The organism is Streptomyces sp. NPDC093544 (assembly GCF_040683495.1).
Taxonomy (GTDB): Bacteria; Actinomycetota; Actinomycetes; order Streptomycetales; family Streptomycetaceae; genus Streptomyces.
Genome location: NZ_JBFBEA010000001.1, coordinates 513,270 through 525,352, shown reverse-complemented (window position 1 = coordinate 525,352; position 12,083 = coordinate 513,270). Strand labels below are relative to the sequence as shown.

10 protein-coding genes are annotated in these 12,083 nt (G+C 70.8%); 1 reads left to right on the top strand and 9 read right to left on the bottom strand.

The features are described 5' to 3' along the window. Positions 1–20: 20 nt before the first annotated feature. From AB0N66_RS02110 to AB0N66_RS02080, 7 genes are all read right to left on the bottom strand, one after another. Complete coding sequence (locus tag AB0N66_RS02110; protein ID WP_365427147.1) at positions 21–2,927, bottom strand: DEAD/DEAH box helicase; 2,907 nt, start codon at positions 2,925–2,927, stop codon at positions 21–23. Between the two features lie 109 nt (positions 2,928–3,036). After that, complete coding sequence (locus AB0N66_RS02105; RefSeq protein WP_365427144.1) at positions 3,037–3,618, bottom strand: sugar kinase; 582 nt, start codon at positions 3,616–3,618, stop codon at positions 3,037–3,039. Beyond that, positions 3,615–4,760: an ROK family glucokinase gene (locus tag AB0N66_RS02100; RefSeq protein WP_365427141.1), complete on the bottom strand. Its 1,146-nt coding sequence runs from the start codon at positions 4,758–4,760 to the stop codon at positions 3,615–3,617. Before AB0N66_RS02100 ends, AB0N66_RS02105 begins: the two co-directional genes overlap by 4 nt. A 202-nt stretch (positions 4,761–4,962) precedes the next feature. After that, positions 4,963–5,766, bottom strand: a complete 804-nt coding sequence (locus tag AB0N66_RS02095) for an ATP-binding cassette domain-containing protein (protein ID WP_365427317.1) — start codon at positions 5,764–5,766, stop codon at positions 4,963–4,965. Between the two features lie 40 nt (positions 5,767–5,806). Further along, the gene (locus tag AB0N66_RS02090; protein WP_365427138.1) at positions 5,807–6,862 is read right to left on the bottom strand and encodes an ABC transporter permease; all 1,056 of its coding nucleotides are present in this window, start codon (positions 6,860–6,862) and stop codon (positions 5,807–5,809) included. Beyond that, positions 6,859–7,863: a sugar ABC transporter substrate-binding protein gene (locus AB0N66_RS02085; RefSeq protein WP_365427135.1), complete on the bottom strand. Its 1,005-nt coding sequence runs from the start codon at positions 7,861–7,863 to the stop codon at positions 6,859–6,861. Before AB0N66_RS02085 ends, AB0N66_RS02090 begins: the two co-directional genes overlap by 4 nt. 234 nt (positions 7,864–8,097) lie before the next feature. Next, entirely contained in the window at positions 8,098–8,835 is a 738-nt protein-coding gene (locus AB0N66_RS02080; RefSeq protein ID WP_365427314.1) for a GntR family transcriptional regulator, read from the bottom strand. A 129-nt stretch (positions 8,836–8,964) separates the two neighbouring features. Here AB0N66_RS02080 and AB0N66_RS02075 point away from each other — a divergent pair, with 129 nt between their 5' ends. Further along, positions 8,965–9,978: a Gfo/Idh/MocA family oxidoreductase gene (locus tag AB0N66_RS02075; RefSeq protein ID WP_365427133.1), complete on the top strand. Its 1,014-nt coding sequence runs from the start codon at positions 8,965–8,967 to the stop codon at positions 9,976–9,978. Positions 9,979–10,120: 142 nt separating this feature from the next. Here the strand turns inward: AB0N66_RS02075 and AB0N66_RS02070 are convergent, their stop codons facing one another. Together AB0N66_RS02070 and AB0N66_RS02065 are read right to left on the bottom strand one after the other, a co-directional pair. Then, positions 10,121–11,305, bottom strand: coding sequence for a cytochrome P450 (locus tag AB0N66_RS02070; RefSeq protein WP_365427130.1), 1,185 nt, complete (start codon positions 11,303–11,305; stop codon positions 10,121–10,123). Between the two features lie 40 nt (positions 11,306–11,345). Then, on the bottom strand, positions 11,346–12,017 hold the full coding sequence (locus AB0N66_RS02065; RefSeq protein ID WP_365427127.1) for a response regulator transcription factor: 672 nt from the start codon (positions 12,015–12,017) through the stop codon (positions 11,346–11,348). Positions 12,018–12,083: the final 66 nt, after the last annotated feature.

The following is a 12,083-nucleotide window of genomic DNA, read 5'->3' as shown; positions in this document are numbered from 1 at the left end:
GGTCTCCTCCACGCCGTCGTTCACCCGGACCTCCGAAGGGACACCAGGTCCGACAGCTCGCGGTCGGTCAGCTCGGTGAGCGACGCCTCGCCGGATCCGAGGATCGCGTCCGCGAGGGCCCGCTTCGCTTCGAGCATCTCGGCGATACGGTCCTCCACCGTGCCTTCGGTGATGAGGCGGTGGACCTGGACGGGCTGGGTCTGGCCGATGCGGTAGGCGCGGTCGGTGGCCTGTTCCTCGACGGCCGGGTTCCACCAGCGGTCGAAGTGGACGACATGGCCGGCCCGGGTGAGGTTCAGGCCGGTGCCGGCGGCCTTGAGGGAGAGCACCAGGACCGGCGTCGCACCACTCTGGAAACGGTCCACCATGTGCTCGCGCTCGGGGATCGCGGTTCCGCCATGGAGGAGCTCCACGGGGACCGCGCGCGCGGCCAGGTGTTCGGTGATGAGACGCGCCATGCCCACGTACTGCGTGAAGACGAGTGCCGAGCCGTCCTCGGCGAGCAGCGTGTCCAACAGCTCGTCGAGCAGGGCGAGTTTGCCGGACCGGGCGGAGGGTCCGTGGGCGGCCGCCCGGGCTTCCTCCTTCAGATACAGCGCCGGGTGGTTGCAGATCTGCTTGAGCGCGGTGAGGAGTTTCAGGACCAGGCCCCGTCGCGCGATGCCGTCGGCGATCTCGATGGCGAGCAGCGACTCGCGGACCACCGCTTCGTAGAGCGAGGCCTGTTCGCGGGTCAGCGGGACCGGGTGGTCCGTCTCCGTCTTGGGCGGGAGTTCGGGGACGATCCCGGGGTCCGACTTCTTGCGGCGGAGCAGGAAGGGGCGGATCAGCCGGGCCAGACGTGTCACCGCTTCCTCGTCCTCGCCGTTCTCCACGGCGCGCGCGTGCCGGGCGCGGAAGGACTTGAGGGGGCCGAGCAGGCCGGGGGTCGTCCAGTCGAGCAGGGCCCAGAGTTCGGAGAGGTTGTTCTCCACGGGGGTGCCGGTCAGCGCCACGCGCGCGGGGGCGGGGATCGTCCGGAGCGCCTTCGCCGTCGCCGAGTAGGGGTTCTTGACGTGCTGGGCCTCGTCCGCGACGACCATGCCCCAGGTCTGCTGGGCGAGGTGCGCCGCGGCCGACCGCATCGTGCCGTAGGTGGTGAGGACGAAGCCGCCGTCGAGGTCTTCCAGGGTGCGGTCGGGTCCGTGGAAGCGGCGGACGGGGACGCCGGGCGCGAAACGGGTGATCTCCCGCTGCCAGTTGCCCAGCAGTGAGGCCGGGCAGATGACCAGGGTCGGTTCGCTTCGGGCCCGGCGCAGGTGCAGCGCGATGAGGGTGATGGTCTTGCCGAGCCCCATGTCGTCGGCGAGGCAGCCGCCGAGGCCGAGGGAGGTCATGAGGTCCAGCCAGGCGAGACCCCGGAGTTGGTAGTCCCGGAGCTTGGCCTGGAGACCGGGTGGTGGCTCGACGGGAGTCACGCCCGCCGTCAGCCGGTCGCGCAGCGCGGCCAGTGCGCCGACCGGCACCGCCTCGACGGTCTCGCCGTCGACCTCGGCGCTGCCGCTGAGCGCCACGGACAGCGCGTCGACCGGGTCGAGCAGGCCAAGTTCGCGTTTGCGGGCCTTGCGGACGAGGGCCGGGTCGACGAGCACCCACTGGTCCCGCAGCCGTACGACCGGGCGGTGGGCCTCGGCCAGGGTGTCCATCTCGGCTTCGGTGAGCGGGTCACCGCCGAGGGCCAACTGCCAGCGGAACTGGAGCAGTTCCTCGCTCTCGAAGAACCCGGTGCCGTCCGTGGCCGAACCGGGCGCCGGGCGCACCACCGCCGACGCGCTCAGGTCGTGGGCGAGGTCCCGAGGCCAGTGCACGGCGACGCCGGCCGCGCCGAGCCGGTTCGCCGCGATGCCGAGCAGGTCGGACAACTCCTCTTCGGAGAGCGCGAGTACGTCGGGCACGTCCTGCTCGGACAGTCGGTCCAGGGGCGGCCAGACGCGGGCCGCACGACGGACGGCCAGGGCGGCGTCCACGCGCGCGCGGGCACCGAACGTCGCGTCGGCCTCGCCCGCCCACAACGCGGCGGCGTCGACGACGAGGGTGGGGTCGGCGAGGCTGTGCACCTGTACGACGGCCGCACCCGCGCGGCGTGCTCCCTCGCCGTCGTCGAAGAGCTGGTACGCGGACAGGTCCAGGCGCAGCGAGATCCGCACGCCCGCGTCCATGCCCGCGGCGACCTCAGCGGCCCAGTCGTGGGCTCCGGGCAGCCGCTGCGGCGCGATTGCGGCGAAGGGTTTACCGGAGGTGTACCGCGCTGCCGGGGTGCGCGGCAGTGTGTCGGCGACCGCGTCCAGGAAGGACCGCATCAGCGCTTCCGGTTCCGGCAGCCGGAGCGGGCCCTTGCCGGGAAGGGGGACGGCGTGTCCTTCGTACGGCAGGGCCGCGGCGACCGCCCTCAGGTGGGCGATGTCGTCCGGGTCCAGCGGCCCGGCGCGCCAGGCGTCGAAGCCGTCGGCTGTCAGGCCCGGCAGCAGCCTCCCGCGCGCGACGAGCCGCAGCGCATGCAGCGCGGCCGCGCCCCAGCAGGCCGTGGCGGGATGCGCGGCGGGGTCACGGCGCGCCCCGGCCAGCAGCGGCAGGGCTTCCTCGATCGGCAGGCTCACGGCGGGGACGGTGCCTCTGCGGACGCCGGAACCATGCCGTCGTACCACCGTCAGCTCGGTCGGTTCACCGGAAGATCCCCGCTCGGCGTGCTCATCGGAGGACGGCCTCCGCACCACGCTCACGCCGGACGACGGCCCCCGTTCGTCGGCGGATCCGTCGGACGGCAGCGGCTCGGCGTCCGGATCCCAGAAGGCGACCCGCCCCTCGCGCGGCAGCGGCGCGGGCAGGAAGACGGCGGCGAGGCGCACCGCGACCACCCTCTCGGCCACCGCATCCATCCCGTCCCCCATACGCCCGGTCACCTCCCGCCCTTCAGTCGGATCAGTTGTCTTCGACTGTACGGGCGGGCTCTGACAATCGGCCTCGGCGGCGGCGCAGGCAGGCAGGCAGCGGGACCTGTCAGGGGGTGGTGCGCGAGACCACGTACACCATGGGGTGCTCGGGGTTGGCCTGGTTCACGACGATGTCCAGGGTGGGTGCCGGGTCCTTCTGCTTGTGGACGAGGCTCGACCACGGGCCTGGGCCGGTGAACTCCCAGCCGACGACCTGCTGGTCGCGGGCGTTGATGGTGAGGTCGTCCGGCTGCAGGGCGGCGCGGCTGGTGCCGACGTTGCCCAGGAACCCGTCCAGGCCTGCGCTGGTGGTGCCGAACTGAACGTACAGGCGGCTGGTCTTCCAGTTGTTCGTCTCGTAGTAGGCGACGTCGGTCGACTTGCTCGGGATGGTGACCTGGTAGACGCGGCGCTGGACGCGCGACGGCCAGCCCGCGGTGAGGCCGGTCGCCGAGTACTTCTCCTCCTTCTGCTTACCGGCGTCGCGGCTCTGGTTGGCGGAGATCACCAGATAGCCGGCCGGGACGCCGATGAGCAGCCCGATGATCAGCAGGGTGATGGCGCGGCGGCGGAACTTGCGGCGCGGGTTCTCAGGCGGCCGTTCGGGCTCGTCCGGCGGGGACGCCTGGCGCGGCAGCGAGGCCGTCACATCGACTCCTGCGACGTACGGCGGGACTCCACGAAGCGCTCGTACCGCTCGTAGCGCTCCACTCGGCGGCGGTTGGCGCGGCGGAAGCGGCGGGCGACGAGCCGGGCGAGGTCGGCGGCGCCGACCATGCCTGCCTCGGGGCCGAGCTGGGCGCGGGCGATGCGGGCCTCGGGACGGTAGCCGCGGCCGGTGAGGTGCCTGCGGAACGCGTCCCGCGCGGGGACGATCAGCAGGTCGTCGGCCGCGCTGACGCCGCCGCCGATCACGAAGCAGGACGGGTCCAGGGCCGCAGCCAGGTTGGCGATGCCGACGCCCAGCCACTGTCCGATGTCCTGGAGCAGCTCGACACACATGGCGTCGCCCTCGCGGGCCAGTTCGGTGATCAGCGGCCCGGTGATGTCGGGGATGTTGCCCTTGACCCGTTCGATGAGCCCGTACGCCACCGGGGAGTCGGCGGCGGCGAGTTCGCGGGCCTCGCGTACCAGCGCGTTGCCGGAGCTGTACTGCTCCCAGCAGCCGCGGTTGCCGCACGGGCACCGGTGGCCGCCGGGCACGACCTGCATATGGCCGAACTCGCCCGCCACGCCGAACTTGCCGCGCTTGACCTGGCCGTCCTCCAGGATCGAGCCGCCGATACCGGTGCCCAGCGTGATCATGACGAGGTGGTCCTCGCCGCGGCCCGCGCCGAAGCGCCACTCGGCCCAGGCGGCGGCGTTGGCGTCGTTGTCGACCAGGACGGGGACGGCGAGGCGGCTGGAGATGCGGTCCCGGAGGGGCTCGTTGCGCCACGACAGGTGCGGGGCGAACAGGATGCGGTTGCGGTCGGCGTCGACCCAGCCGGCCGCGCCGATGCCGACCGCGTGCACGTCGTGCCGGTCGGAGAGGTCCAGGACCAGCTCGACGATGGTGTCCTCGACGACCCTGGGGCTCTTGGACTTGTCCGGCGTCTCGGCGCGGAGCTTCTCCAGGATGTTGCCGTCGGCGTCGACGACACCCGCCATCACCTTCGTACCGCCGATGTCGATGCCGACGGTGGGCACGCGGGGTGCCGTGAGGTGGGAACGGCGCTCGCGTGTTCCCACGGTCCGCAGGACGGTGGCCCGCGCGGAGCCGCGGTGTGCGAGGTCGCGGTAGGTGCTCATCGCGCCGATTCTGCCCTACGCTCGCGCTGGCCTGCACGGTGGGAGACCGGCGGTGCGCCGGGCCGGTCCGCAATCCACCGGGGCTGCGGGGATCCGCGGCGGCTTCGGGCCGGTACGTACACCGCGGGCTCGCGGTGGCTGGTCGCGCCCCGCGGCGGGGCCGCACATGTCACAGCCCCGCGCCCGTAACGGGGCGCCATCCTCACGTCGCCCGTTCCAGCTCGTGCCGCAGATCGTCCAGCTCACTCCCGCCCGCCATCTGGCGGGTCAGCTCATCGAGCGTGATCTCGTCACGCAAATGACTGCCGGACATCGTGCCCCGCTTCAGCAGCACGAAGCGGTCGCCCACGAGGTACGCGTGGTGCGGGTTGTGGGTGATCAAGACAACACCCAGACCGGCGTCCCGTGCTGCGGCCACATATTTGAGGACCACACCGGACTGCTTCACACCGAGGGCGGCGGTGGGCTCGTCGAGGACGAGGACCTTGGCGCCGAAGTAGACGGCGCGGGCGATCGCCACGCACTGGCGTTCGCCGCCGGAGAGGGTGCCGATGGCCTGGTCGACGTCGCGCAGGTCGATGCCCATGCGCAGGAGTTCCGCGTGGGTCGTCCTGCGCATGAACTCGACGTCCATGCGCTTGAAGGGGGCGACGCCCTTGGACGGCTCGGAGCCGAGGAAGAAGTTCCGCCAGACCGGCATCAGCGGGACGACGGCGAGGTCCTGGTAGACCGTGGCGATACCGCGGTCCAGGGCATCGCGCGGCGACGACAGGCGGGTCTCCTCGCCCTCGATGCGCAGGGTGCCCGCGTCGTGCTGGTGCAGACCCGCGATGATCTTGATGAGGGTCGACTTGCCCGCGCCGTTGTCGCCGAGCACGCAGGAGATCTCGCCCGCGTGGACTTCCAGCGAGACGCCTTCGAGGGCGCGGATGTTGCCGTAGTACTTACTGACGTCGTCGAGCTCGACGAGTGCCTCGCGTTCCGGGGCGGCCGTGTCCTTCGTCATCTTCGCGTCCGTCGTCATTTCGTCGCCTCTGCGTCCGTCGTCATTTCGTCGCCTCCGCGCGCTTGCGGACCCAGTGGTTGAGCAGGGTCGCCAGGAGCAACATCACTCCCAGGAAGAACTTGAACCAGTCCGGGTTCCACTCGGCGAACACGATGCCCTTGCTGACCATGCCGAAGATCAGGGCACCGACCGCCGCGCCGACCGCGGAGCCGTAGCCGCCGGTGATCAGACAGCCGCCGATGACGGCCGCGATGATGTACGTCAGTTCGTTGCCGACGCCCTCGCCGGACTGCACGACGTCGAACGAGAACAGCAGGTGCTGGCCGGAGATCCAGGCGCCGAAAGCGACGCCCATGTAGAGGCCGATTTTCGTCTTGTCGACCGGCACGCCGACCGCGCGCGCCGCTTCCTCGCCGCCGCCGACGGCGTAGATCCAGTTGCCGATGCGGGTGCGCAACAGGATCCAGGTGGCGACGACGATCAGGCCCAGCCACCACAGGATGGTGATCTTGAAGTCGACGCCGCCGATGGTGAGCGTCGAGGCGAAGACGGCCCTGGCGGAGGAGAAGCCCTGCATGTCGGAGATCGACTTGGTCGAGACCGTGCCGCTGATCAACTTGGTGAAGCCGAGGTTCATGCCGGTCAGCATCAGGAAGGTGCCGAGCGTGATGATGAAGCTGGGCGGGTCGGTGCGGGTCAGCATGACGCCGTTGAAGACGCCGATCGCCAGCGTGACGACCAGCGAGACGAGGACGCCGACCCAGACGTTGGCGGTCATCTGGTAGCTGAACATCGAGGAGATGAGCGCGGAGGACGTCACCATGACGCCCGCGGACAGGTCGAACTCGCCGCCGATCATCAGCAGCGCCACCGGGACGGCCATGATGCCGATGGTCGAGGAGGCGTACAGGACCGTGCTGAGGCTGGCCGCCCGTACGAAACTGTCCGCGAAGATCGCGAAGAAGACGAAGACCGCGATCGCGCCGACCACCGAGCCGAGTTCGGGACGCCCCAGGAGTTTGCGCAGCGGCGAGGTCTTGAGAAGGCGCTCATCGGACTTGGCACCGGGCGCGGGCGCAGGCGCTGTAGCGGTCATCGAGTGCCCCGCTCGGTGTACTTCTCCAGCGCGCCGGCCATGTCCTTGGTGATGATCTGCGGTCCGGTGAGGACCGGCTCGCCGCCGCCGAGGACATCGGCGTTGTACTTGTAGAGCCAGAGCAGGTCCACGGCCTCGTACCCCTGGAGGTAGGGCTGCTGGTCGACGGCGAAGCCGAGCGTGCCGTCCTTGAGCTCCGTCGCCACCTTCGCGTTCAGGTCGAAGGTGTCGATCTCGGCCTTGCTGCCGGCGTCCGCCTTGGCCTTGACCGCGGTGTCCGCGTACGGGGCGCCGAGCGTGACGACCGTGTCGATGGAGTTGTCGGCCTGGAGCTTGGCGCCGATGGAGGACTGCACGTCGGGCATGCTCGTGCCCGTGACGTAGAGGTTCTCCACGGTGCCGTCGAAGGTCTTCTTGATGCCCGCGCAGCGCTGCTCGTGGCCGACGTTGCCCTGCTCGTGCAGGATGCACAGGGCCTTCTTCTTGCCCCGCTTGTCGAGCTCGTCGCCCACGGCCTCACCGGCGATCGTCTCGTCCTGGCCGATGTGCGTGAGCGCGCCGAACTCCTTGGACTCCTCGGAACCCGAGTTCACGGTGATCACCGGGATGCCGGCCTTCTCGGCGCGCGCGACCGCAGCCTTCATGGCGTCGGGCTTGGCGAGCGTGACGATGATGCCGTCGACCTTCTTGTCGACCGCGGTGTCCACGAGCTGCGCCTGCTGCTGTGCCTCGTCGTCGTGCGAGTACAGGAAGTTGATGTTGTCCTTGACCGCGGCCTGCTTCGCGCCGCTCTGGACGATGTCCCAGAAGGTGTCGCCATCGCCCGAGTGGGTGATCATCGCGAAGGTCCACTCGGGAGTGTTCACCGCGGCCCTGCCCTGGGCGGCCGCCGCCTCTCGGGCGTCCTCGGCCCGCTTCCCGCCGGTGGCGCTGCATCCCGCGAGGGACACCCCCAGCGCCCCTGCGAGCGCGATGCTTACCCAGGTCCGAGTCCGTGCCACGAGGCCGTGCCCTTCTTGCCGTGCTGCTTGGTGCGCGGGGCCCTGCGGACCGGCCAGGTGGGCCGTCCCATGGATCCCGGGGGCCGACATCTCACCGGCCCAAACGCCCAAGTATCAGTCACGGGGATCATGCACCCCACCAGCGGGTCCCGCGCGTGGCGTACTTCTGTCGCTGCCGTACGCCCTTCTCGGTGACGACCTTCAGGCAGGGACTGTCGGCGGAGCCGCCGTGCGTCAGGGCCGTACGAGAAGCTGGAACTCGAAGGAATAGCGCGAGGCCCGGTAGGTGTGGGACCCGAACTCGACCGTGCGGCCGGTGTCGTCGAAGGTGGTGCGCTGCATGGTGAGCAGGGGTGCTCCGGCGGGCTCGCCGAGTCGCTCGGCCTCCTCCGCGGTGGCCGCGCGGGCGCCGATGGACTGGCGGGCGCTGTGCAGCGTGATGCCCGTGGCGCGCATCAGCCGGTACAGGCCCGTGGCCTCCAGCTGGGCCGTGTCGAACTGCAGCAGTCCCTGGGGCAGGTGGTTGCAGAGGTACGCCATCGGCTCCCCGTGGGCGAGCCGCAGCCGCTCGACACGGTGTACGTCGCTGCCCTCGGCCACGGACAGAGCGGCCGCGACCTCGGCGGACGCCGGCTCGACGGTGTTGACGAGCACCCGGGTCGCGGGACGCTGTCCGGCCGCCTCGAGGTCGTCGTACAGGCTGCTGAGCTCCAGCGGGCGCTTGACCTGGCTGTGCACGACCTGGGTGCCGACGCCACGGCGCCGCACGAGCAGGCCCTTGTCGACGAGGGACTGGATGGCCTGGCGAACGGTGGGCCGGGACAGCCCGAGCCGTCCGGCGAGCTCGATCTCATTGCCCAGGAGGCTGCCCGGGGTCAGCGTTCCGTGCTCGATCGCGGCCTCCAGCTGCTGGGACAGCTGGAAGTAGAGCGGGACCGGGCTGCTGCGGTCGACGCTGAGCTGGAGCGACACGGTCGGGTCCACATCTGGTTTGGGCACGGCCCCGAGCGTAGCTCCGGGAGATGTTGACGGGAAGTTGTGAAGTTCGATTGTCCGGACAAACCATTGACAGGGCGCCGGGTCCGCCCTCACTTTGTAGCCATGCGCATCGGACTCATCGGAGCGGGTCGTATCGGTACATTCCACGCGACCACTCTGAGCCGCCACCGCGAGGTCGGCGGCTCCCTCATCGTCACGGACGCTGACACCGCACGGGCTCAGGAGCTCGCGGACCGCCTGGGTGCGACCGCAGCGCCCAGCGTGGACGAGATCTTCACCTGGGGCGTGGACGCCGTGGTCATCACCGCGGCGACCTCCGCCCACGCGGAACTGATCGGCCGGGCAGCACGCTCGGGACTCCCGGTCTTCTGCGAGAAGCCCATCGCTCTCGACCTGCCCGGCACTCTCGCCGCGCTCGCCGAGGTGGACGCTGCCGGAACCGTGCTCCAGCTGGGCTTCCAGCGCCGCTTCGACTCGGGCTACACGGCCGCGCGCGAGGCGGTGCGCTCCGGACAGCTGGGGCGGCTGCACACGATCCGGGCGATGACGTCCGACCAGTCGCCGCCCCCGGCCGGCTACCTCCCGCTCTCCGGCGGGCTGTACCGGGACTGTCTGGTCCACGACTTCGACATGATCCGCTGGGTCACGGGCCGAGAGGTCGTCGACGTGTACGCGACCGGGTCGGACGCCGGTCCCGCGATGTTCCGCGAGGCCCACGACATCGACACCGCCGCGGCCGTCCTCACCCTCGACGACGGCACACTCGCCACAGTGACGGCGACCCGTCTGAACGGTGCGGGCTACGACGTCCGCATGGAGCTCTCCGGCGAGCTGGACCAGATCGGCGTCGGCCTCGACGACCGTACGCCGATCGCCTCCACGGAGCCCGCCGGGCCGCCGGCCGCCGACAAGCCGTGGACGGGTTTCCTGGAGCGCTTCGGCCCCGCGTACGAGGCCGAGCTCGCCGCCTTCGTCGACCTCGTCCGCGGCGAACGCACCAACCCGTGCGACGGCCGCGAGGCCCTGCACGCGCTGCGCATCGCGGAGGCGTGCGAACTGTCACGGCACGAGCGGCGCCCGGTACGGCTGGCGGAAATTCCCGGCGGACGGGACTGATCGCGGCCCCTTTGGGCGTACGGAACCGACGACACGGGCGCCTCGCTTTCGAGCCGGGTGCCCTCGCCCGTCTCCTGGAACCCGACTGGGACCCGACTGGAACTCGGCCTCAGGCTCGACCTCGGGCTCCACCTTGAATAGCTCACCACCGCACGGGCAGACGGCGCATGCCCCGCATCAGCATGCCGGGCAGCCAGTCGCCGGGCGGGCCGTCAAGTGCGAGGTCCGGACAGCGGTCCAGCAGGGAGCGGAGGGCGACGCGGGCCTCCAGGCGGGCGAGGGGCGCGCCCAGGCAGTAGTGGAGGCCGTGCCCGAAGGCGAGGTGACCGCGGGCGACGCGCCGGATGTCGAAGCGGTCCGGCGCCGGGTACCGCACCCCGTCGCGGTCGGCGGCGGTGAGGCCGATCATCACCGCGTCGCCCGCCTCGACGGCCCTGCCGCCGATGTCGAGGGGTTCGGCGGCGTACCGGAACGTCGCGTTCTCCACCGGACCCTCATAGCGAAGCGTCTCCTCCACGGCGCCGTCCAGGAGCGTCATGTCGGCCCGCAGCTCGGCGAGTTGGCCGGGATGGGTGAGCAGGGCGTGGACACCGCTCGATATGAGGTTGACGGTCGTCTCGTGCCCGGCGACGAGCAACACGAACGCCATGCCGCGCAGTTCCTGGGGCGAGAGTCGGTCGCCGTCCTCCGCGGTCGTGCGGATGAGACTGCTGAGCAGATCGTCGGCCGGGGCGGAACACCGCTTGTCCTCGATCAAGTCGGTCAGATAGTCGGCGAGTTGGACAAAGGCGTCGTACTCACTCTCCGCACTGCTGGGCGCGACGGCCTCGCTCGACAGCGCGCGGAACGCGGCCCGGTCGATCTCGGGCACGCCGAGCAGCTCACAGATGACGGTGAGCGGCAGCGGATACGCGAGCGACTCCACGAGGTCGGCGCGCCCGCGCGGCAGCATCGCGTCGAGCAGCTCGTCGGTGATCTCCTGGACGCGCGGCCGCAGTGTCTCCACGCGGCGCATGGTGAACTCGCGCGCGATGAGCGCCCGCAGCCGCGTGTGCTGCGGCGGGTCCGCGACCAGCAGATACTTGCCGATCAGCTCCTCGTCGAGGAACGTGACCCCGATCTTCTCCCCGTCCTTGGCCAGTCGCGGATCGGCGAGCGCCGCCCGCGCCTCCTCATAGCCGACCACGAGCCAGGTCTCATGGTGCGCGTCGGGGACCGGCAACCGCACCCGGTGCACCGGCCCGAGCGCGCGCAACTCGGCATACACGGGATGCGGATCCTCCCTGAACCGCGCCCCGTACTCCCCCAGATCAATCACTTCCGCCATACGTCTCCCCCTCCACCCCCGAAACGCCCGAGCCCCCCGACTAGTGCCCGTCCTCTTCGAGCAGTCCGGCGTCGTACGTCAACAGAGCGATCTGCACACGGTTGTTGAGATCGAGTTTGGCGAGGACGCGCGAGACATGCGTCTTGACGGTGGCGATGCTCATGAAGAGCTCGGTGGCGATCTCGGCGTTCGCCCTGCCCTGCCCGACAGCCACGGCGACCTCGCGCTCGCGGTCGTTCAGCGCGGCGATCCTCGTGCGCGCCCCGGACCGCCGGGTGTCGAGGGCGGATTTGGCGGCGTGGGCCATCAACTGGCGGGTGACGGTGGGCGAGAGCACGGGATCGCCCGCGGCGACGCGTCGTACCGCCGCGAGGATCTCCGTCGGGGGCGTGTCCTTGAGAACGAACCCGGCCGCGCCCGCGCGCAGCGCTCGCAGTACCTGGTCGTCCGCGTGGAAGGTGGTGAGGACGACGACCTGGGGGGCGTCCTTGCGTGCGCGCAGTTCCTCGGTGGCGGTGAGTCCGTCGACGTTCGGCATCCGGATGTCCATGAGGACGACGTCCGGGTGGGTGCGGTCGACGAGCGCGGGCACCTCGCTGCCGTCGGCGGCCTCGCCGACGATCTCGATGTCGTCGGCGCCGCCCATCATGAAGGACAGGCCGGCTCTCACCAGAGGGTCGTCGTCGACAAGCAGCAGTCGGATCGCAGTCATGGCCCTACCGTAGTGACGCGCCGCGGGAGGTGACCGACAGTTTCCTCGCCCCCTCCGCCCCTACCC

Bases quoted from the DNA above. Each gene is read 5' to 3' on its own strand.
- AB0N66_RS02110 (WP_365427147.1), bottom strand. From the start codon at position 2,927: ATGGGGGACGGGATGGATGCGGTGGCCGAGAGGGTGGTCGCGGTGCGC.
- AB0N66_RS02100 (WP_365427141.1), bottom strand. From the start codon at position 4,760: ATGAGCACCTACCGCGACCTCGCACACCGCGGCTCCGCGCGGGCCACC.
- AB0N66_RS02095 (WP_365427317.1), bottom strand. From the start codon at position 5,766: ATGACGAAGGACACGGCCGCCCCGGAACGCGAGGCACTCGTCGAGCTC.
- AB0N66_RS02090 (WP_365427138.1), bottom strand. From the start codon at position 6,862: ATGACCGCTACAGCGCCTGCGCCCGCGCCCGGTGCCAAGTCCGATGAG.
- AB0N66_RS02075 (WP_365427133.1), top strand. From the start codon at position 8,965: ATGCGCATCGGACTCATCGGAGCGGGTCGTATCGGTACATTCCACGCG.
- AB0N66_RS02070 (WP_365427130.1), bottom strand. From the start codon at position 11,305: ATGGCGGAAGTGATTGATCTGGGGGAGTACGGGGCGCGGTTCAGGGAG.
- AB0N66_RS02065 (WP_365427127.1), bottom strand. From the start codon at position 12,017: ATGACTGCGATCCGACTGCTGCTTGTCGACGACGACCCTCTGGTGAGA.